The organism is Streptomyces sp. NPDC051909 (genome assembly GCF_040681095.1).
GTDB lineage: Bacteria > Actinomycetota > Actinomycetes > Streptomycetales > Streptomycetaceae > Streptomyces.
In genome coordinates this window covers 38,713-58,037 of record NZ_JBFAYA010000023.1, presented here as the reverse complement: position 1 = coordinate 58,037, position 19,325 = coordinate 38,713, and the positions used below count along the sequence as shown (strand labels likewise).

Annotated in this window: 23 protein-coding genes and 1 pseudogene; 18 read left to right on the top strand and 6 right to left on the bottom strand. The window is 71.6% G+C overall.

Features of this window, described 5'->3' with window-relative positions; genetic code table 11:
* Nucleotides 1-74: 74 nt before the first annotated feature.
* Nucleotides 75-1,733, bottom strand: a complete 1,659-nt coding sequence (locus tag AB0M18_RS29295) for a glycoside hydrolase family 18 protein (protein ID WP_365763295.1) — start codon at nucleotides 1,731-1,733, stop codon at nucleotides 75-77.
* Nucleotides 1,734-2,047: 314 nt separating this feature from the next.
* Here AB0M18_RS29295 and AB0M18_RS29290 point away from each other — a divergent pair, with 314 nt between their 5' ends.
* From AB0M18_RS29290 to AB0M18_RS29230, 13 genes are all read left to right on the top strand, one after another.
* Nucleotides 2,048-2,959: a hypothetical protein gene (locus tag AB0M18_RS29290; RefSeq protein ID WP_365763215.1), complete on the top strand. Its 912-nt coding sequence runs from the start codon at nucleotides 2,048-2,050 to the stop codon at nucleotides 2,957-2,959.
* 55 nt (nucleotides 2,960-3,014) lie between these two features.
* Complete coding sequence (cpaB, locus tag AB0M18_RS29285; RefSeq protein WP_365763213.1) at nucleotides 3,015-3,722, top strand: Flp pilus assembly protein CpaB; 708 nt, start codon at nucleotides 3,015-3,017, stop codon at nucleotides 3,720-3,722.
* Between the two features lie 7 nt (nucleotides 3,723-3,729).
* Nucleotides 3,730-5,010: a P-loop NTPase gene (locus AB0M18_RS29280; protein WP_365763211.1), complete on the top strand. Its 1,281-nt coding sequence runs from the start codon at nucleotides 3,730-3,732 to the stop codon at nucleotides 5,008-5,010.
* A 2-nt stretch (nucleotides 5,011-5,012) separates the two neighbouring features.
* Nucleotides 5,013-5,444 (top strand): TadE/TadG family type IV pilus assembly protein, encoded by a 432-nt coding sequence (locus AB0M18_RS29275; RefSeq protein WP_365763209.1) that lies wholly within the window; start codon nucleotides 5,013-5,015, stop codon nucleotides 5,442-5,444.
* The gene (locus AB0M18_RS29270) at nucleotides 5,441-5,836 is read left to right on the top strand and encodes a TadE family protein (protein WP_365763207.1); all 396 of its coding nucleotides are present in this window, start codon (nucleotides 5,441-5,443) and stop codon (nucleotides 5,834-5,836) included. The genes AB0M18_RS29275 and AB0M18_RS29270 overlap by 4 nt, the downstream gene beginning before the upstream one ends.
* Complete coding sequence (locus AB0M18_RS29265) at nucleotides 5,833-7,182, top strand: CpaF family protein (RefSeq protein ID WP_365763206.1); 1,350 nt, start codon at nucleotides 5,833-5,835, stop codon at nucleotides 7,180-7,182. Before AB0M18_RS29270 ends, AB0M18_RS29265 begins: the two co-directional genes overlap by 4 nt.
* 157 nt (nucleotides 7,183-7,339) lie before the next feature.
* Nucleotides 7,340-8,284 (top strand): type II secretion system F family protein, encoded by a 945-nt coding sequence (locus AB0M18_RS29260; RefSeq protein WP_365763204.1) that lies wholly within the window; start codon nucleotides 7,340-7,342, stop codon nucleotides 8,282-8,284.
* A gap of 12 nt (nucleotides 8,285-8,296) precedes the next feature.
* Nucleotides 8,297-9,184, top strand: coding sequence for a DUF5936 domain-containing protein (locus tag AB0M18_RS29255; RefSeq protein ID WP_365763202.1), 888 nt, complete (start codon nucleotides 8,297-8,299; stop codon nucleotides 9,182-9,184).
* Nucleotides 9,185-9,194: 10 nt separating this feature from the next.
* Nucleotides 9,195-9,740, top strand: a complete 546-nt coding sequence (locus AB0M18_RS29250) for a response regulator transcription factor (RefSeq protein WP_365763200.1) — start codon at nucleotides 9,195-9,197, stop codon at nucleotides 9,738-9,740.
* Nucleotides 9,741-9,842: 102 nt separating this feature from the next.
* Nucleotides 9,843-10,082 (top strand): Flp family type IVb pilin, encoded by a 240-nt coding sequence (locus AB0M18_RS29245; RefSeq protein ID WP_365763198.1) that lies wholly within the window; start codon nucleotides 9,843-9,845, stop codon nucleotides 10,080-10,082.
* 50 nt (nucleotides 10,083-10,132) lie between these two features.
* Nucleotides 10,133-10,756 (top strand): hypothetical protein, encoded by a 624-nt coding sequence (locus AB0M18_RS29240; RefSeq protein WP_365763196.1) that lies wholly within the window; start codon nucleotides 10,133-10,135, stop codon nucleotides 10,754-10,756.
* Between the two features lie 22 nt (nucleotides 10,757-10,778).
* Nucleotides 10,779-11,363, top strand: coding sequence for a hypothetical protein (locus AB0M18_RS29235; protein ID WP_365763194.1), 585 nt, complete (start codon nucleotides 10,779-10,781; stop codon nucleotides 11,361-11,363).
* A gap of 9 nt (nucleotides 11,364-11,372) precedes the next feature.
* The gene (locus tag AB0M18_RS29230; protein ID WP_365763192.1) at nucleotides 11,373-11,987 is read left to right on the top strand and encodes an OmpA family protein; all 615 of its coding nucleotides are present in this window, start codon (nucleotides 11,373-11,375) and stop codon (nucleotides 11,985-11,987) included.
* A 20-nt stretch (nucleotides 11,988-12,007) separates the two neighbouring features.
* Here the strand turns inward: AB0M18_RS29230 and AB0M18_RS29225 are convergent, their stop codons facing one another.
* Together AB0M18_RS29225 and AB0M18_RS29220 are read right to left on the bottom strand one after the other, a co-directional pair.
* The gene (locus AB0M18_RS29225) at nucleotides 12,008-12,532 is read right to left on the bottom strand and encodes a hypothetical protein (protein ID WP_365763190.1); all 525 of its coding nucleotides are present in this window, start codon (nucleotides 12,530-12,532) and stop codon (nucleotides 12,008-12,010) included.
* 778 nt (nucleotides 12,533-13,310) lie between these two features.
* Nucleotides 13,311-13,513 (bottom strand): annotated as a pseudogene (locus tag AB0M18_RS29220) (IS982 family transposase); the annotation flags it as partial.
* Nucleotides 13,514-13,530: 17 nt separating this feature from the next.
* Between AB0M18_RS29220 and AB0M18_RS29215 the strand changes: the two are divergent.
* Nucleotides 13,531-13,920, top strand: coding sequence for a hypothetical protein (locus AB0M18_RS29215; RefSeq protein WP_365763188.1), 390 nt, complete (start codon nucleotides 13,531-13,533; stop codon nucleotides 13,918-13,920).
* A gap of 405 nt (nucleotides 13,921-14,325) precedes the next feature.
* On the opposite strand, the gene AB0M18_RS29210 is transcribed toward AB0M18_RS29215, so the two are convergent.
* Nucleotides 14,326-14,766 carry a VOC family protein gene (locus AB0M18_RS29210; RefSeq protein ID WP_365763186.1) on the bottom strand — a complete coding sequence of 147 codons (441 nt, stop codon included), beginning with the start codon at nucleotides 14,764-14,766 and terminating at the stop codon, nucleotides 14,326-14,328.
* Between the two features lie 34 nt (nucleotides 14,767-14,800).
* On the opposite strand from AB0M18_RS29210, the gene AB0M18_RS29205 reads away from it, so the two are divergent.
* On the top strand, nucleotides 14,801-15,025 hold the full coding sequence (locus AB0M18_RS29205) for a hypothetical protein (protein ID WP_365763184.1): 225 nt from the start codon (nucleotides 14,801-14,803) through the stop codon (nucleotides 15,023-15,025).
* 324 nt (nucleotides 15,026-15,349) lie between these two features.
* Here the strand turns inward: AB0M18_RS29205 and AB0M18_RS29200 are convergent, their stop codons facing one another.
* Nucleotides 15,350-16,258 (bottom strand): hypothetical protein, encoded by a 909-nt coding sequence (locus AB0M18_RS29200; RefSeq protein ID WP_365763182.1) that lies wholly within the window; start codon nucleotides 16,256-16,258, stop codon nucleotides 15,350-15,352.
* Between the two features lie 195 nt (nucleotides 16,259-16,453).
* Here AB0M18_RS29200 and AB0M18_RS29195 point away from each other — a divergent pair, with 195 nt between their 5' ends.
* Together AB0M18_RS29195 and AB0M18_RS29190 are read left to right on the top strand one after the other, a co-directional pair.
* Entirely contained in the window at nucleotides 16,454-16,861 is a 408-nt protein-coding gene (locus AB0M18_RS29195; protein WP_365763180.1) for a hypothetical protein, read from the top strand.
* An 11-nt stretch (nucleotides 16,862-16,872) separates the two neighbouring features.
* Nucleotides 16,873-18,024: a hypothetical protein gene (locus tag AB0M18_RS29190; RefSeq protein WP_365763178.1), complete on the top strand. Its 1,152-nt coding sequence runs from the start codon at nucleotides 16,873-16,875 to the stop codon at nucleotides 18,022-18,024.
* Here AB0M18_RS29190 and AB0M18_RS29185 read toward each other — a convergent pair.
* Nucleotides 17,996-18,373, bottom strand: a complete 378-nt coding sequence (locus AB0M18_RS29185) for a DUF192 domain-containing protein (protein ID WP_365763176.1) — start codon at nucleotides 18,371-18,373, stop codon at nucleotides 17,996-17,998. The two genes, AB0M18_RS29190 and AB0M18_RS29185, sit on opposite strands and share 29 nt — an antisense overlap.
* A gap of 38 nt (nucleotides 18,374-18,411) precedes the next feature.
* On the opposite strand from AB0M18_RS29185, the gene AB0M18_RS29180 reads away from it, so the two are divergent.
* Nucleotides 18,412-19,149 carry an A24 family peptidase gene (locus tag AB0M18_RS29180; RefSeq protein WP_365763293.1) on the top strand — a complete coding sequence of 246 codons (738 nt, stop codon included), beginning with the start codon at nucleotides 18,412-18,414 and terminating at the stop codon, nucleotides 19,147-19,149.
* The last annotated feature ends 176 nt before the right edge of the window (nucleotides 19,150-19,325 follow it).

Genomic DNA, 19,325 nt, shown 5'->3' with positions numbered 1-19,325 from the left:
CAGCACCGGAGACGGCGCAGCGCCGCCGGGGGAGCGGCGGCGCTGCGGAGCGGAATCCCCCAAGGGGGGAGCTGTTACGGCAGGTTGTGGACGTGCGGGCCGACCGCGTTCGACCAGGCGTTGCCGGCCGTGGCGTCCCAGTTGGTCGACCAGGTCATCGCGCCGCGGATGTTCGGGTAGGTCTGCGCGGGCTTGAAGGTGCCGCAGCCCGTGCCCTTGGCGAGGCAGTCGAGCGCGTTCTTCACGATCTGCGGGTCGACGTAGCCGCTGCCCGCGCCCCGGGTGGAGGCGGGCACGCCCAGGCCGATCTGGGAGGCGTCCAGGCCGCCCTGGAGCTGGATGCAGGCGAGCGCGGTGAGGAAGTCCACCGAGCCCTGGCTGTAGACCCTGCCGTCGCAGCCGAGCATCGAACCGCTGTTGTAGTACTGCATGTTGACCACGGTGAGGATGTCCTTCACGGCGAGCGCGGTCTTGAAGTACTCGGTGCCGGTGGACTGCATGTCGATGGTCTGCGGCGCCATCGTCAGGACCAGCGACGATCCCGCCTTCGCCGACAGCTGGCGCAGCGCCTTGGTCAGGTAGGTGGAGTTGATGCCGTGCTCGAGGTCGATGTCGACGCCGTTGAAGCCGTACTCCTGCATCAGCGCGTAGGCGCTGTTCGCGAAGGCGGTCGCGGACGCGTCACTGTTGATGGTGACGTTGCCCTTCTCGCCGCCGACGGAGAGGATGACCGACTTGCCGGCGGCCTTCTTGGCCGCGACGTCGGCCTTGAAGTCGGCGGTGGAGGCGTAGCCGACGGCCGGGTCGAGGTTGAAGGTGATCTGGCCGGCCGTGGTCGTCGCGTCGGCGAAGGAGACGGCGATGATGTCGTACTGCGACTGCACGTCGCGCAGCTTCTGCACGGTCGCGCCGTTGTCGAAGTTCTGCCAGTAGCCGGTCAGCGCGTGCTTGGGCACGGCCGGACCGGGGCCCGGGTCGGTGACCCTGGCGGTCCGCGCGGTGACGGCGGCCGACTTGGCGGACTCGCCCGCGGCGTTGGTCGCCGAGACCTGGAACTGGTACGAGGTGTCGGCGGTCAGTCCGGTGACGGTGGCCGCGCTGTTGCTCACGGTCGTCGCGAGGGCGCCGTCCTTGTAGACCTTGTAGCCGGTCGCGCCGGAGACCGCGCCCCAGCTGAGGGAGACGGAGCTGGTCGTCACGCTGCCGGCCGCGAGTCCGGCCGGGGTGGCCGGGACGGTCGGCTCGGGGTCGGTGCCGCCGCCCCCGTCGGGGCCGAAGACGCTCACGTCGTCGACGGAGTAGGCGGCCGTGCCGTACCACCCGTGCGTGTAGATCTGCACGGAGGTGGTGTTGGCGCCGGTGGTGAAGGTGGTCGTGAGCTGCTTCCAGGTGCCGCTGTCCGGTGTCCAGGTCGACACGTCGGTGGTGCCGGTGCCGGTGGCGCCGAGGTAGGCGTAACCGCCCTGCACCCAGGCGCTCAGGGTGTACGTGGAGCTCGGCTTCACGGTCACGGTCTGCGTGCACCTGGCGTTGTCCATGCCCGCCGGGGTGGCGCGCAGGGCGCCCGCTCCGGTGCGGACCGGCGAGGAGACGACGGCGCCGCTGCCGGCCGAACAGGACCAGTTCGTCAGGCCGTTCTCGAAACCGGCGTTCTTGGCGACGTTGACGTCCGCGGCCTGCGCGATGCCTGCGCCGCCGGCGAGGACGAGCCCGGCGCTGACGGCGAGCGTCAGGGCGGCTCTGGTGGTGCGGTCCACGTGTTGCCTCCGGGGGGGGTGGGGGAGTGGGGGAGGGAGGGCCGGGGGGAGGGGGAGTCTCCGTTGGGGGAACAAGTTGGTCCAGACCAATTGGGTTGTCAAGACCTCTGGCGCGAACCGCAGTTCAGAGCCGGAGTTCAGAGCCGGAGTTCAGAGCCGACTCCTTCGGTCGAGAAAGTGACGGAGCTTGCAGGATTGTGTGTTCACCACTCCGGTGGCCTGGATAAAGTGCAGAGGCGGTAACGCTGCGAGTGCAGCTAGTGATCATTGAGGGATCGGGGGAGCCCGACGTGCCGACAGCGATTGCGGTCACCGGCGCCGACCTGGTGTTGCCGCCGACCGACCCGCAGACACCGCCAGCCGCCGTGCTGCCCGGCCCCGAGACCCGGCCGCTCGACGCCGCCGTGGCCGATCTGCGGGTGCTGACCGAACGCCACGGCCACGCGATCGTGGTCTGCCCCGGCTCCGTACCGCCCGCGACCGCCCAACGGCTGTATGCCGTACGGTCCCTGCTCGAATCCGACCGGATCGCGATCGTCCGCACCGAGCTCCCGCCGCTCGGCACCGCCGTCCTCGTCCGGCAGCTGCGCCAGCTCTCCGTCTGCGACTTCAGCCCCGGAGTCCTCGCCTCCGCCGCCCGGCTGCTCGCCCATTACGTGTACGCCGGCGCCGTCCTCGGCTCCGTCGCCAAGCTCGACCACGTGCCCGTCGGCCTCGGCTCCCACGTCAAGGGATGGCTGCCCGGCGCCCACTTCGCCGTCCTCGCCGGACCCACGCCCCAGCTCGTACGGCTCGGTTCGGGCGGGTCGGGTGGTTCGGGCGGGTCGGGCGGGTCGGGAGGCTCCGGGAGGTCGGCGCCCGGGACCCTGGCCGGGCCCGAGTTCACCACCGACCTGGTTCTCGCCCGAGGCCAGCTCACCACCGACTGGCCGACCGCGGCCCTCGCCCCCCAGTGGCGGGTCCGCGCGGTCCAGGAGGCCGCCCTGCCCGAGTCCTCGCCCCGCTGGTGGGGCACGGGCAAGCTCGTCGAGTTCGCCGCGTACCTGCCCGACCTGCCCGTCCTGCACCAACTCGTCGCCTCCGTACGGCGGGAGACCTGCCACTGGTGCCGCATGGAGCTCATCGGCGACCGCTGCGGCTTCTGCGCCGCGCCCCTGCCCACGGCCGACCCCACGCCCACGCCCGCGCCCGCGTCCCGCTAGCCGCCCCGTTCAGCCACCCCCGTTCCCGTCCACGATCGATCGAGGTAGTACGGCCATGAACTCCCGCCAGCGCCGCGGCGTGATCCTGCTGCTGCTGTCCGTCCTGTGCGCCCTCGGCGTGTTCGCAGGCGTCCTCACGGTGATCAGCGACGTGAACTCCAAGGTCGGGCCCGAGGTCACCGCGTACCGCGTCAAGGACGACGTCAAGCCGTACGCCGCCCTCGGCCCCGGGAACTTCGAGAAGATCACCATGCCGGAGCGCTGGCTGCCCGCCACCGCCGTCACCGACCTCCGCAGGACCGAGGGCAAGATCGCCGTCACGACCCTCAAGGCCGGTTCCCTGCTGCAGAGCGACATGATCGTCGACCGGCCCGCGCTCGAACCCGGCCAACAGGAACTCGCCATCATGGTCGACGCCGCCACCGGCGTCGCCGGCAAGATCACCCCCGGCGCCTCCGTCAACATCTACGCCACCTTCGCCGGCGAGCGCGGCGGCCCGCCCGACCAGTCCAAGCTGATCGTCGCCGGCGCCAAGGTGCTCGCCATCGGCAAGCTCACCCCCATCGAGAGCCGCGACGACAAGGCCGGCCGGGCCGACGAGGCCGTGCCGATCACCTTCGCCCTCTCCACCGCCGACACCCAGCGCGTCGCCTACGCCGAGTCCTTCGCCGAACACGTCCGCCTCGCCCTCGTCGCCCCCGGCGGCGGCAGCAACGCGCCCGCCCCGGGCGACCGCACGTACACGCTCGACAAGGACAAGTGAGGCCCGCATGACCACGAGGATCCTGCCGGCGGTCGGCGACCCGGACGCGGCCCGCGCCGTCACCACCCTCATCGGCCGGCTGCCCGACGCCGAACCCGCCGGGCCCGTCGCCGACTCCACCCAGCTCCTCGACACCCTCGCCCGGCTCGCCGCCCAGTCCCTCGACGAGCTCCCCGAGGTCGTCCTCGTCCACGAGCGCATCGGCCCCGTCCCCGCCCTCGAACTCATCCGCGAGGTCGCCCTCCGCTTCCCCGCCGTCGGCGTCGTCCTCATCACCGCCGACGCCAGCCCCGTGCTGTTCTCCGCCGCCATGGACTCCGGCGCCCGCGGCCTCGTCACCCTCCCCCTCGGCTACGAGGAACTGGCCAGCCGCGTCCAGGCCGCCGCCCAGTGGTCCACCGGCGTCCGCCGCCACCTCGGCGCCGCCGGCCCCGACACCCCCACCGGGCCCGGCGGCAGGGTCGTCACCGTCAGCGGCGCCAAGGGCGGCGTCGGCACCACCGTCACCGCCGTCCACCTCGCCCTCGCCGCCCGCGCCTCCGGCCACACCGTCGCCCTCGTCGACCTGGACCTCCAGGGCGGCGACATCGCCTCGTACCTCGACGTCCAGTTCCGGCGCTCGGTCGCCGACCTCGCCGCCATCAACGACATCTCGCCCCGGGTGCTCCAGGACGCGGTGTACGTCCACGAGACGGGTCTGTCGCTGCTCCTCGCCCCGGGGGAGGGGGAGCGCGGCGAGGACGTCACCGACCGCGCCGCCCGCCAGATCGTCAGCGCCCTGCGCTCCCGCCACGAGGTCGTCGTCATCGACTGCGGCACCCATCTGGACTCGGCGGGCGCGGCGGCGGTGGAGACGGCCGACGTGGCGCTGCTCGTCACGACCCCGGACGTCGTCGCCGTACGGGCCGCCAAGCGGGTCGTACGGATGTGGGACCGGCTCCAGATCCGCAAGCCGGAGGAGAGCACCGTCCTGGTGAACCGGCACCAGCGGTCCACCGAGATCCAGCCCCCGCTCGTGCAGAAGATCACGGGCACGCGGATGGCGGGCGTCGCCGTGCCCGCCGCGTACAAGGAGCTCGCCGCGGTGGTCGACGCGGGCCGCCTGCACGACCTGGAGGCCCGGTCGACCGTCAAGCAGGCGCTGTGGGCGTTGGCGGGGGAGCTGGGGTTGGTCAAGGCGGCGGGTACGGGTGCGGGGACGGGTACGGGCGGTGCTCTGGTGCCGGCGGCCGGGGCGCGGGACCGGGGCGCGCTCGGCCTGCGGCGGCGCGGCGGCGGAGGGCGATAGCCGTGCGGGTGCCGGGGAGGGACGAGCGGGAGCGGGCCGGGCGGGGGCGGGAGGAGCGGCGGCCGGAGGAGCGGCGGCCGGACGACAGCGGTCAGGTGGCGGTCGAGTTCGTCGGCATGCTGCCGCTGATCCTGCTCACGCTGGTGCTGCTGTGGCAGTGCGTCCTCATCGGCTACACGTACACGCTGGCGGGGAACGCGGCGGACGAGGCGGCGCGGGCGGCGGCGGTCGACGGCGACTGCGAGGGGGCGGCGCTGCGGCACGTGGAGGGCGCGTGGGCGGCGGGCGCCGGCGTCCGGTGCGGGGGGCCCTCGGGCGGGATGGTCACGGTGACGGTCACGCTGCACACCCCGGTGCTGTTCCCCGGGGCGATCTCCTTCCCGTGGGACGTGGACGGGGAGGCGGCGGCGGTGTGGGAGGGGGACGACCGATGAAACGCCTCCGAAGGCACCGCGACCGCGGTTCGGTGGCCGTCGAGTACCTGGGCTTCCTGCCGATCCTGCTGATCGTCGGCCTGGCGGCCATCCAGCTCGGCCTCGTCGCGTACGCGGCCCAGCAGGCGGGCACGGGGGCGCGGGCGGCGGCGCGGGCGGCGAGCGTGGACGACCCGGACTCCGTACCGGAGCCGGGGGCGGCGGGGAAGGCGGCGATGAGCGGTTGGATCGCGGGCCGTAGCCGTGTCTCCGAGGACGGCGGAGTCGCGACCGTACGCGTCGAGGTCCCCGGCCTGATCCCCTTCCTGGGCCCGTTCGAGGTGACCAGGACCGCCACCATGCCCGTCCCCGACTCCAACTCCGCATCCGAATTCGAGGAGGAGCGCCGATGAGCCTGCGGTCCCGTATCCACACCCCCGAGGAGAACCGGGCCGGCGGCGGCGCCGGGCGGGAGGACAGCCATCTCGTCGCCGCGTTCCGGGCCAAACTCCTGGAGGAGATCGACCTCACCGAGATGTCCGCGCTCGCCGCCGCCGAGCGCCGGGCCCGCCTCGAACGCGTCCTCGGCCACATCATCAGCCGCGAGGGCCCGGTCCTCTCCACGGCCGAGCGCGCCCAGCTGATCCGCCGCGTCGTCGACGAGGCACTCGGCCTCGGCGTACTCGAACCGCTTCTCGAAGACGCCTCGATCACTGAGATCATGGTCAACGGCCCCGACCAGATCTACATCGAGCGGGCGGGGCGGGTGGAGCTGCTTCCGCTGCGCTTCGCCTCGCACGAGCAGCTGATGCAGACCATCGAGCGGATCGTGTCGACCGTCAACCGGCGGGTCGACGAGTCGAATCCGATGGTGGACGCGCGGCTGCCCTCCGGCGAGCGCGTCAACGTGATCATCCCGCCGCTGTCGCTCACCGGGGCCACGCTCACCATCCGGCGTTTCCCCCGCGCGTACACCCTGCACGAGATGATCGGCCTCGGCTCGCTCGACGAGCAGATGCTTCTCCTGCTGTCAGGACTCGTCCAGGCCAAGTTCAACATCATCGTGTCCGGCGCCACCGGCACCGGAAAGACGACCCTCCTCAACGCCCTGTCCGGGCTCATCCCCGACGGCGAGCGGGTCATCACCATCGAGGACTCGGCGGAACTGCAACTCCAGCAGTCCCACGTCATCCGCCTGGAGGCCCGGCCGCCCAACATCGAGGGCCGCGGCCAGGTCACCATCCGCGACCTCGTCCGCAACTCCCTGCGCATGCGCCCCGACCGTATCGTCGTCGGCGAGGTCCGCGGCGGCGAGACCCTCGACATGCTCCAGGCCATGTCGACCGGCCACGACGGCTCCCTCGCCACCGTGCACGCCAACTCGGCGGAGGACGCCCTGATGCGCCTCCAGACCCTGGCCTCGATGTCCGAGGTCAAGGTCCCCTTCGAGGCGCTGCGCGACCAGATCAACAGCGCCGTCGACATCCTCGTCCAGCTCACCCGCCACCCCGACGGCACCCGCCGCGTCACCGAGATCGCGGTCCTCGCCTCCCACGGCCGTGAGGGCTACCTCCTCGCCACCGTGTGCCGTTTCGACGCCCAGCCGGTCGGCGCCGACGGGCGGGTGCACGGCCGGTTCTCGTACCACCCGCTGCCGCGCCGGGTCGCCGACCGGCTCTACATGGCGGGCCAGCCCATCCCGCAGGCCTTCGGCGTGGCCGCGACGGACGCGCAACTCGCCACGCGAGAAGCCACGTAGCCACGTAGCCACGTAGGGAAGGAAGAAGAAGACCATGAACCCGACCCTGCCGACCGTCGGCGGAGAAGAAGGACGATGAACGCGACCCTGCCGACCGTCGGCGGAGAAGAAGGACGATGAACGCGACCCTGCCGACCGTCGGCGGAGAAGAAGGACGATGAACGCGACCCTGCTGACCGTCGGCGCGGCTCTCGTGTGCGGGGTCCTGGCCGTGGCCGGAATCCAGCTGTACGCGAGCGGCGCCGCCCAGCGCGCCGAGCTCATCGCCCGTCTCTCGCAGACCGCGGGCGAGACGGGCGACCCCGGCGGTCGGCGCAGGCGCCCGTTCCGCGGAGTCGACCGGCGCGTACGCCGTACCGCCCTGGGCCGCAAGCTGGAGCTCCGTATCTCGGCCACCGGACTCGACATCACGCCCGGCGAATTCGTCGTCGCCATGGCCGTGACGGTCGCCGCCCTGTGGGCCACGGGGCAGGCCCTGCTGTCGCCGTTCTTCGGGCCGATCTGCGGCTTCCTCGGCGTGTGGGTCGCCATGGGCTTCCTCAACTGGCAGCGGCAGAAGCGCATCGAGAGGTTCATCAACCAGCTCCCCGAGCTCTCCCGCATTCTCGCCAACGCCACCCAGGCCGGCCTCGCCCTGCGCATGGCGCTCTCGCTCGCCGCCGACGAGATGGACGCGCCGGCGGGTGACGAACTCGAGAAGGTCGCCCAGCAGCTCGCCGTCGGCACCTCCATCGACGACGCCCTCGGCGAACTCGCCGAACGCCTCCCGTCCCGCGAACTCGTCGTCCTCGTCACCACCCTGGTCCTCGCCAACCGGGCCGGCGGCACCGTCGTCTCCTCCCTGCGCAACCTCACCGAGACGCTGGAGGAACGGAAGGAGACCCGGCGCGAGGTGCGGACGCAGCTGTCGCAGGTGAGCATGACGGCGTATGCGGTCCCCGTCATCGGCGTCGGCTCGCTCCTGCTCATCGACAACATGCAGCCCGGCGCCCTCGACCGGATGACCGGATCCGGCCTCGGGCAGGTGGCGGTGGTGCTCGCCTTCGGCCTGTACGTGGTCGGCTTCGTCGTGATCCGCCGCTTCGCGAAGATCGACGTGTAAGGGACCGGAACCGTGGACCTCCTCCTCGCCCTGCTCGCCGGCCTCGCCGTCGCGGGCATCTGCTACGGCATCCGCCTCTACCGCGCCGACGCCAAGCTCCCCACCGACCTCCAACTCGCCCTGGAGGTCGGCGCCACCCGCACCGGCGCCGTCGACTCCGTCGTCGACCGCCTCGGCATGCGCTGGTCCCCGGCCGTGCTGCGGCTCATGGGCCCCAAGCGGGTCAACTCCGTCCGCCGCCGGATCGACCTCGCCGGAAACCCGGGCGGCCTGACCATCGACCGTTACGGGGCCCGGCGCGCCGTCTACGGCTTCCTGGGCGTCCTCGGCGGCCTGCTCATGCTCGGTCGGGGCTCGTACCTGGTCGCGTTGCTCCTCTTCGCCTTCGGCGCCTTCTGGACGGAGGTCGGCATCTGGTCCGCCGTCCGCATCCGCAAGGACCAGATCGAGCGGACGCTGCCGGACTTCCTGGACGTGCTCGCCGTGGTCGTCTCGGCGGGCCTCGGCTTCCGCCAGGCCCTGGAACGGGTCGCCGACAAGTACGAGGGCCCCTGGGCCGACGAACTCCGCATCACCCTGCGCCAGATGGACATGGGCGTCAGCCGCCGCGACGCCTTCGACGAACTGCGGCGACGCAACGACTCCGAGCAGGTCGCCCAGTTCGTGACGGCGTTGCAGCAGGGCGAGGAGCTGGGCGCGCCGATCGTCGACACCCTCATCCAGATCGCCAACGACATGCGCCGGACCGACGCCCAGAACGCGCGCCGCAAGGCGGCGAAGGCAGTGCCCAAGGCCACGATGGTGATCACGACCCTGATGGTCCCGGCCACGATGATCCTCCTTGGCGCGGGTCTCTTCCTGGGCACGGGCACCGACTTCGGCTCGATCACGGGCGAGTGAGATGCGGACGATGCGGACGCTGAAGGTTCTCGTGGTGGGCGCCAACCCGGTCGTACGGGCGGGCCTCGCGGTGCTGTTGGGCGCGTGCCCGGACATGGAGGTGGTGCGGGAGGGAGCGAGGGCGGACCTCGTGGTGGTCGACGAGGACCGGGAGGCGGTGGCACGGCTGTCGGCGCGGGCGCCGGTGCTCTTGCTGACCCACACGCCGTCGGAGGCCGGAGCGGCAGCGGCCCAGCTGGTCCACGGCAGGTTCGACGAGGCGGAGCTCGTGCGGATGGTGCGTGCGACTGCACATGCTGGCGCGAGGTCAAGTCTGGGGAATATACTGCACTTCAGAAATCCAGCTTCGCGAGTGCAACGTTTCGGTCTGAGTGCGAGGGAGGTGGAGGTCATGGACCTGATCGCATCCGGCCTGACCAACCAGCAGATCGCCGCCACCTGCTCCATCTCCGAGAAGACCGTCAAGAACCACATCAACCGCATCTTCGCCAAACTCCACAGCACCACCCGCGGCGAAGCCATCGCGTCCTGGCTCGGCACGAGGACCGCCTCGTGAAGCCGGCGCCGACTACACACGGTGATTGGGCCTACGGACCCTGTGATCCCCCCACCCGAACGGCGTACCCTGCCCGAGTCGCCGGACTCGGAGGGGAACACGATGAACGAGGCGCTGCTGAGGGCCCTGACCAAGGTCAAGGTGCACGGGGCGAGTTGGGGAGAACGCCGAGCTGCGGCGCGGCGGGACCGCGACCGGGGGCAGACGGCGGTGGAGTACCTGGGGATCATCGTTGTGGTGGTGGCGATCGTGGTCGCGATCTCGGGAACGGACATCGGGCAGAGCATCAGGAACGCGATCTCCCGGAAGATCGCCAGCCTGACCGGAGGCGGGGGGAGCTGAGACATCCCCGGGCGGGCGATCAAGGGCAAGCCTTCCCTGTCTACGTCACGGTGATCGCCGGCCTGCTGTTTCTCGCGTTCGTCTACTTCGCCGTGGCACAAGCGGCAGTCCTACGCAGCGGCGGGCAGACCGCAGCTGACGCCGCCGCACTTGCAGCGGCTCAGGACGCCCGCAGACAACTGCGCGACGGCTGGCGTGAGGTGATTCTCGACCCTGACGCCTGGGGCGGCTTCCTCCAGGGCAGGGGATACGACACGGGCGCGGCCTGTGAGAAGGCAGCGCAGTACGCCAACCAAAACGATGCCGAGATGTCCCCCGCGGATTGCTCCGACCAGCCATCGGGCGACGGAATCCAGTTCCGCGTACAGATCAGCACCACTGGCACTGTGGGCAAGTCGCTCGTACCGGGTACGGAGGGCAGGCACGCGGAGGCCAGGGCGACGGCCGTCCTGGAACCGCGCTGCTCCTTCGACGCTCCCGAGCCGCCCCCGCCGCCCACTCCCAGTACACCGACGCCGACGGGCTCGGCCACACCCGATCCAAGCCCTACACCGAGCCCAGAACCCGAACCGATCACCGGCCTCGTCTGCGACGGAGTCGAGTGGACGATCGACCCGGAAGACCCGCAGCTGCCCGGCGCCGCTGATCTCTTTTCCGTCCGACTGGTCGACTGACGAGCGAAGGACCCTGTTTCCCATGAGTGAGCGGTACGCGAAGAAGACCGGCAGAGGAGTGGTCGCCGCGGTCGCGGCGGCTGGGCTGCTGCTCGGACTCGCCGGCTGTGGTAGCGGAGAGGAGAAGCCGCCCCAGGACAAGGGAGCGCCTACTGCCTCCGCTCCGAAGAAGAACGGCGGGAACCCCCAGCCGCAGTCTGAAGAACCGTCCGAGCCCATCGCAGTGCTAAAGGGACAGGAAGGGCTCGAACTGGCCGTTGCCTCGGCCAAGCGCGATCAGGGTGGCTTCATCACCGTCAGCGGGAAACTGACGAACGCAGGGGGTGACGTGGCCGTCATCCCCGCCCAGGTCGGCGGGAACGAGACCGAGATCATCAAGCACGGCATCTCGCTCGGCGGCGCCACCCTCATCGACTCCGTCGGCAAGAAGCGCTACTACGTCCTCCGCGACACGGACGGCCGTCCTCTCACCACCACCGGCTTCGACAGCCTGGCGCCAGGTGCGTCGTCCCCCGTCTTCATGCAGTTCCCCGCCCCACCCGCCACAACCACCGAAGTCTCCCTCCAGCTCCCCACCTTCACCCCCGCCACCATCAAACTCTCCTGAGGCGCAGTCATGACGACGACGACCACCCCGCGCCGCCTCGCCACCCTCACGGCCACCCTCGTCCTCCTGGCCGGCACGGCCAGTGCCGCCCGCGCCGACGACCCGCCCAACTCCACCACCAACGGCGGCCCGCCCCCGGTCATCGACGCGAGCTCACCCGCGCTCATGCTCCCCGACGGCGCCACCCTCGCCCCCGCCAAGGTCCTCGACATCAAGCAGATCGTCGAGGAAGAGGGCGGCGAGCAGCGCCGCGAGGACACCAACGTCGACGTCACCTTCGCCCTTCAGGCCGAGGTGCTCTTCCCCAAGGACAGCGCCAAGCTCAGCCCCTCCGCCACCGCCCGAATCGCCGCCATCGCCGCCGAGATCAACAAGCAGGCCTCCCGGCGCGTCCGCGTCTTCGGATTCACCGACGACCTCGGGTCGTACGAGCACGGGCTGAAGCTCTCCAAGCAGCGCGCCGACGCCGTACAGCTCGAACTCGCGAAGAACCTCGATCCCGGCACCACCTTCGACATCCGCGGCTACAGCGAGGACTACCCCATCGCCGACAACGCCACCGAGGAGGGCAGGAAGAAGAACCGCCGCGTCGAGGTCTCCTTCCCGCGCACCTCCGGCGGGTAGCAGGCGGGCCGGCGGCCTCGTCAGAAGCGCGGCCCGACAGTGGGATGCGAGACCAAGGCGCGGGCAGCGATCTGCACTTGCGCCTTCCATGCCGCCTCATCGAGTCCCAGCGTGTACTCGATGCAGCACGTGCACGGCGGGAGCAGCGCCATGAATGCCTGCTCCTCAGCGGTCTCGACCTCCGTCTCCGACCACCCGTCCGATGCCGACTCGGCGAGAACCACCTCCCCCGCGGCGAACCGCGTGGCCAGCCTGCGCAGCGCGTACCGTCGCGCCAGGTGGTGATCGGGCAGCGCGATCCCCAACTCTTCGAGGGCCTGCTCGAACGCGTCACGGATGTCCCGGCAGTCCGCACGGCCCGGCAGACCGGCGAGCTCGCGCAGGGTCGGCGTGTCCATTCCCGTCGCGAGTGCTCGGGCAGCGGTCATCGGCAGGTCCTCCAGGCGCACCTGATCCACCTGGTACAGCCACGCTGCCTCCACCAGAGGCGGATACGCGCTGCCGACGGGGCTGTCGGATTCGTATGTGTCGTCTATCGCTGCCATGGTTCATACGATCCCAGCACGGCTCGCGAGAGTGCCCGGAAATTTGGGCCGTCCCGGCAAGCCGTGCCGCATGCTGACCCGACTCATGCCATCTGGGCCACGTAACCGCACTCGGCGCCGGAGATTAGGGGACGGGACGTACGGGGCGCCGCCGCCCTTGTCGCCCGGGCCGGTCGTCACGAGGAACCCGCCGCCGAGAAGGTCTGCCCGACCAGGCGTCGGCGGGCGCTGTGGCTGCTCTCCGCTGCCGTGGAGGACTGGGGCGGCGAGTGGGGCATCGCCGAGGCGCGGCCACCGCACCAGGGGACGAAGTCCTGGGTGGTACTGCCCTGGTGAGGTGCTGGTTTTGGCGGTCCTTGGGGCGGGAGCCTTGCGGGCTTCTGGTGTGGCCGCCCTCTCTCCGAGTGTGACCCCCTCCACCACCGCCTCAAGGGCGCCTTCGGCGTCGCTGCGCGATGGCCTGCGGCCACCCTTGACCCGGCGCCTCCGGGGGCCTTTGAACACTCGGAGGGCGGCCGGGGGCGGGGCCGCGCGGGGAGGCCCGGGTATCGGCCGGCCGCCGTGGGCGGGCGGCGGGCCGGTGGTGGGTGAGCCCGGGTATCGCTCCCGAGCGAAAGAAGTCCTCGGGCCGGTGGGTGGGGGCTCGGTTCGCGGCCGAGGCTGCCTGGCCATCTCACCCGCCACCTTGGGCGGCAACCCAGGAGTTCCCGGCCGCCCCATTTCGTCTGCGGATTGCGGACTTTGCATCAGAGGCGGCCCTGGACGATCTACTCCAAGGACCGTATTCGGCCCAACCTGGCAGGTCGGAGGGTTGGACGGTCTCGCGGGAGCGCATTTCACCGTGGCGGAGTCCACGAGCCATACGTCGTCTCTCCACGCCGAGGTGGTGGCGGCCAGGATCCGATTGACGCTTCGCATCAGACCGGCGGCCTTGCGCAGCCGCTTGTTGTGGCCGGGCTGCTGGGGCAGATAGGGGAAGAGGCCACCAGGAGGAACCAGTGTCATACCCGCAACTGCTCACCCCCGAGGAGAAGCTCGCCGACGCGAAGAGGCTGTTGAGCCTCCCGCGTATCGTCGTGATCTGCGGCTCCACCCGCTTCATGACCGAGATGGCCGAGGCCGATCTGTGGGAGACCAAAGCCGGAAGGATTGTCGTCAAACCGGGCTGTGACATGAAGTCGCCACACGAGCTTTGGTCCGATCCTGCCGAGGCCGAGGCGCTGAAGGCTCGACTCGACGATCTGCACCGGGCGAAGATCCGGCTCGCTGATGAGGTGCTCGTAGTCGGTGACTACATCGGAGACAGCACCCGAGCCGAAATCGCCTACGCCCGGTCGCTGGGCAAGCCCGTACGGTTCACGCACCCCGAAGTCGACCCTGACGCCTGACGGCTCGCTGCCACCTGACCGTCTCGCTGTGGCCTCGGCCGCCGCCCACCCCACACCCCCTGCAGGCATCCCTTGTGTTCTAGGTTGGCTGACGTGAGCGGGCGGGGGCCGGGTGACCTCGCTGGCTGGATCGTGGAGCAATCGATGGCGGAGGGGCAGCGACGAGGACGGTGTTCGAACTGCGGTGAGTCTCCACGCTGCCCTGCCGTTACCACGGTCGAGATGGGCTTCTGCCCCTGTTCGACGGCCAGGTGCGCGTGAGCGTCCCAACCCGTGATCACGAGGCTCGGTGAACACGCCACCCGGCGGCTCCTTCTGCAGATCACCCTGCTTGCGAGCCCCGGCCGCTGCTGCGGGCCGGCATCGGAGAGAAGCGGATCGTCGGCTGGCTCGCCGGCCGGGGGATCAGGGCAGTTGTTCGGCCAGGGCGAGGATGATGCCGCTCGGGCCTCGGAGGTAGCAGAGCAGGTAGCTGTCCTCGAAGCGGGTCACCTCGCCGACGAGTTCGGCGCCGTGGGGGCGGAGGCGGGCGAGGGTGGACTCGATGTCGTCGACGGCGAACATGACGCGGTGCAGGCCCAGGGTGTTCGGCGGGGTGGGTTGCGGTTCGGGGGTGATCGACGTGGGGGAGTGGTACGTCGCCAGTTCGAGACGGCCCGGCGCGTCCGGGATTCGCATCATCGCGATCTCGCTCCGCATGCCGTCGAGTCCGACGACCTTCCCCGCCCAGCTTCCTTCGATCGGCGTCCGGCCCTCCAGCTCCATGCCGAGCTCGGTGAAGAAGGCGACGGCTGCGTCGAGGTCGTCCACGACGATGCCGACGTTGTCCATGCGCTGAATCGTCATGCTCGTGAGGGTAGGGGCCCCTACGATCGGGCCCGTGAGCGACATCCCGACGCCTTGGACCCTGCACCACTTCTCGCAGGCCAACCCCGCCGGCCCCGGCTGCGACAGCGTTCCAGCCCTCTTGCGGCGGCTGGCGGATTCCATCGAGGCGCTCGGCCCCGCCGAGATCCAGGACGTGGTGATCGCGTCCGAGATGACCGAGCACGGTCCCTGGCGGTCGGGGACCGTCTACTTCCATCTGCCTGACGACGAGCGCTGAGTCCGCCAGCCGCGACGCAAAGTCCGTTACCCGTAGACGGAACGGGGCGGTTGTGAACTCCTGTGACTCCAGAGGCGTTCCATTGCGAACTGGGCCTCGCGCCAACGGAGTTTGCACGCCCGCCGGCCGCTGGGCTGGGCCCGGCCGCCCCATTTCACTTCCGCGCACCCGCGACCGGCGGATACGGATCCGCCGGCCCCCGCCGCGAACCGAGCCCCCACCCACCGGCCCGCCATCCGCCCACGGCGGCCGGCCGATACCCGGGCCTCCCCGCGTGGCCCGGCCACACCAGAAGCCGACACGCAACGGGCGCCTGTTGCACCCCTACCGCTCCAGCGCCCTCCTGACCGTCGCGATCATGCGGTCCGGGTGGGTGAAGACCTCGTGGGCCGTGAAGCGGAGGACGCGGCGGACGGCCGGGCAGCTCTGGAGCTCGTTGAAGCGGTGGACGTCGCGCTCGTGGGCGGCGCGGGTGCCGTGGAAGGCGAAGCCCTCGATCTCGACGACCAGTCCGGCGGCGCGGAAGAGGAAGTCGGGGCGCAGGGGGCGGCCCGTGTCCGTGTGGAGGGTCGGCTGGGTCTCGGGGTGGAGGCCCGCGTCGCGCATCCGCAGTCGGGCGACCGTCTCGGCGGGGGAGCCGGATCCCGCGACGGCGAGCGGGAGCCAGCGGCGGGCCGAGGGGCCTCCGGGGCGGCGGGGCGCGGCGAGTTCGGCGGCCAGGTCCGCCGCGCCGACGAGCGGCGGGCGGCGCAGGCCGGCGACGAGGCGGTGGGACAGCGCCGAGTCCGCGACGACCACGGCCGCCTCGCGGGAGGCGGCGGTCCGTATGAGGTCGCCGACCGTGCGCGCCGCCGTCGTCACCCGCAGGCCGCGCCGGATCGCGCAGTCCGCGGCGCCGAGCCGGGCCGTGGTGTGCACCCGTATGAGGTGATGGGCCGTTGTTCCCCGGGGTGAGGTGAACTCGAGGAGTTCCGCGTCGACCTGTGGGTTCGTGAGGACTTCGATGCGGTGCAGCGCCGCGGCGGTGCGATGGCTGCACACCAGCTCGGGGCGCAGCAGCTGGGCCGCCCGGGCCCGCACCCGCCAGTCCACCTCCTTTCCGGGGACGGCCCACGCGCCCCTGCAGATCCACTGCCAGCCGTCCACGCGCAGCCGCCGGTCGAGCCGGCCGCGCGGCCAGCCCGCCGTGAGCGCCCACACCGTGAGCAGCACCCCGCCCCTGGCGAGTCTCATCAACTCGTACATACGAGCAACGATCCACGGAAGAGCGACACTTCGCACCCCCTGTGGAAAACTCCGCGAAAGGCATCGTCAGGAAACCGCAAAAGTGCTGTTAAGCGACGGGATCGGACACTCCGCAACGGGCATGCTGATCCGTGAGCGAGCTCGCACGGGCTCCCTCCCCAGCGCTTCCGAAACGGGCAGCCGATGACAACCCCCGCCCTCACCCCCGCCCTCACCCCCGCTCCCGCCCCGGGGGTCCAGCTGGTCAGCGACCTCGTCGCCCGCGTCCCCGGGTTCCGCGAGGCGTACGACACACACGTCTTCAGCCAGGGCTGCGTCCAGCCGCACGTCTTCTTCTGGGACGTCGTCCAGGGCACCGTCCGCTCCTTCCTCGGCCAGGACCTCGGCCAGGAGGGCTGCGCCGTCGACTGGCGGCGCACCCTCGACTTCCTGGAGGAGCAGAGCCGCCTGGGCGCGGTCGGCGTCGACGAGGTCATCGTCACGTCCTTCCTCGGCGACCTGCCGCATCCGTGCGAACCGGGGTACGGGATCGTGGCGGAGCTGGGGCCGGTCATGGCGGCCAGATTCCTGAGGCTGCGACCGGGCGGTTGATAATCGAGCGCATGTCCCGCGCCGCCCCACCGTCCTCCGCAGCCACACCGTCCCCGCTCGCCCCACGGTGCTCCGTCGCTCGCACCCCGCTCCGGTTCGCCCTCGGCGGGTACGTCGCCACCCGTCTCCTCGGGCTCGCCGCGCTCGCGATCGTCGCCGCGGCCACGGGCAAGGACGGGATGCACCGGCTGATGGGCCGGTGGGACGCGGTCTGGTACACGCGGATCGCCGAGCACGGCTACGGCCACCAGGTCACCCTCCCCAACGGCGACGTCCATGCCGACCTCGCCTTCTTCCCCCTCTTCCCCGCCCTGGAGCGGGCCCTGTCCGCGGTCCTCCCCGTCGACGCAGCCACCGCCGGACTCCTCGTCTCCTGGGCGGCCTCGCTCGCCGCCGCCTGGGGCGTCTACGCGGTCGGCGCGCACGTCGCGGGCCCGCGCACCGGAGTCGTACTGGCGGTCCTGTGGGGGGCGTACCCGACGGCGTTCGTGCAGTCGATGGCGTACACGGAGACGCTGTTCACCGCGCTCGCCGCCTGGTCGGTCCTCGCCGTGCTCCGCGACCGCTGGGTCCTCGCCGGGGCCCTGTGCGTGTTCGCGGGGCTGACCCGGCCGTCGGCGGCCGCGCTGATCGCCGCGATCGGGATCACCGCCGTCGCCACCGTCGTACGGGAACGGCGGCTGCGCGTGAGGGTTGCGGCGGGGACGCTCCTCGCGCCGCTCGGCTGGCTTGCGTACGTCGTGTACGTAGGGGTCCGGCAGGGGAGTGCCACGGCCTACTTCGACGTGCAGGCGGCCTGGGGCAACTCGATCGACGGCGGGGTCGCGCTCGCCCGCTTCATCGCCGGGCTGCCGTGGCCGGCGGCCCTCGGGCTGTGCCTCGCACTCGGCCTGCTCGGCTGGCTGGTGGTGCTGTGCGTGCGGCAGCGGCAGCCGCTCCCGCTGCTCGTCTACACGGTCGCCGTCGTCGTCGTCTCGCTGGTCGGTGCCGCGTACTTCGGGTCCCGGCCGCGCCTGATGATGCCCGCGTTCGGGCTCCTGCTGCCCCCCGCGGCGGCCTTGGCCCGGCTCCGGGCCCGTACGGCCGTGCCCGTCCTCACCGCCCTCGCGCTCGCCTCCGCGGTGTACGGGGCGTTCACCCTGCTCGGCTCGGGTCCACCCTGATCACCGCGCCCCGCCGCAGACCCCAGCCCGCCATCGTCCCGCCCTCCGCCTCCAGGACGTGCCGGCCGCGCAGCCGGACCATGCCGAGCCGGCCGGGCCGCATGGTGACGACGTCGAGGACGGTGAACGAGCGGTCGAGGTAGGCGATGTCGAGGGTGAAGCGCATCCCGAAGGTGTGGATGCTGTTCGTCGGGGTGATGAGCAGCGCGCCGTCGATCCCGTCGCGGCCGAGCAGGCCCCGCCGCCGGGATTCATAGGTAGCGGCGATCTCCAGTGGCACCCGCCCGCCCTCCGGCGTCTCCAGCCACCCGACCCCGTCCTGCCAGGTCCTTCCCCAAGTCCTCCCCATGTGCCCGACCCTAGCCCTAGGGTCGGCCCGTGGACGCCCTGTCGATCGCCTTCGTCACGGCCGCCGCCCTGTGGGGCGCGGCAGCCGGGCTGCTCGTGCCCCGCGCCGCGTACCGGCTGTCCGTCGCCCCCGACGAGCCGTGGCGGACGGCCTGTCCGGCCGGTCATCCGTACGCGGGGCCGGCGCGCGGCTGGCTGGGCGGGCCCGGACGGATGGACTGTGCGACGACGCCCGCGCCGCTCGTCGCGCCGCTGCTCACCGCCCTGGCGTGCGCCGGGCTCGCCGCGGCCGTCGGCGGCCCGCGGCCGGAACTCCTCGTGTGGCTCCTCGTCACGCCGTTCGGCACCCTGCTCGCCGTCGTCGACTCCCGCGTCCACCGTCTCCCCGACCCGCTGACGCTGCCGCTCGCCGCCGCACTGCCGCTGCTCCTGGCGATGGCCGCGCTCCTGCCGTACGCGGCGGGGTCGTGGACGCACGCCCTGCTCGGCGCGCTCGCGCTGGGCGGCGGCTACCTCGGACTCTTCCTCCTCCACCCGAACGGCATGGGCTTCGGCGACGTGAAACTGGCCGTCCCGCTGGGCGCGGCGCTCGGCTGGTACGGGTGGGGCGTGCTGTTCGCCGGAGCGTTCGCGGGGTTCGCGCTCGGGGCGCTGTACGGGCTCGGGCTCGTCGTCGCCCGCCGGGCGGACCGGCGCTCGGCGATCCCCTTCGGGCCGTTCATGATCGTGGGCGCGTTCCTCGGACTGCTGCTCGGCGCGTTCACCGCCCTGCCCTGAACGGCCCGCCCTAGCATCACCCCATATGCGGATGATGCGGACAATCGATACGGAATCGACCCCATATGCGTCCCCGGCAGAGGCAGATACCGGCCCGCGACAGGAGCGCGCCCCGGGCCCCCGGCTCCCCCGGGCATGGTCCTGGGCCTGGGCCGCCGGCCTCTGCCTCCTCTACG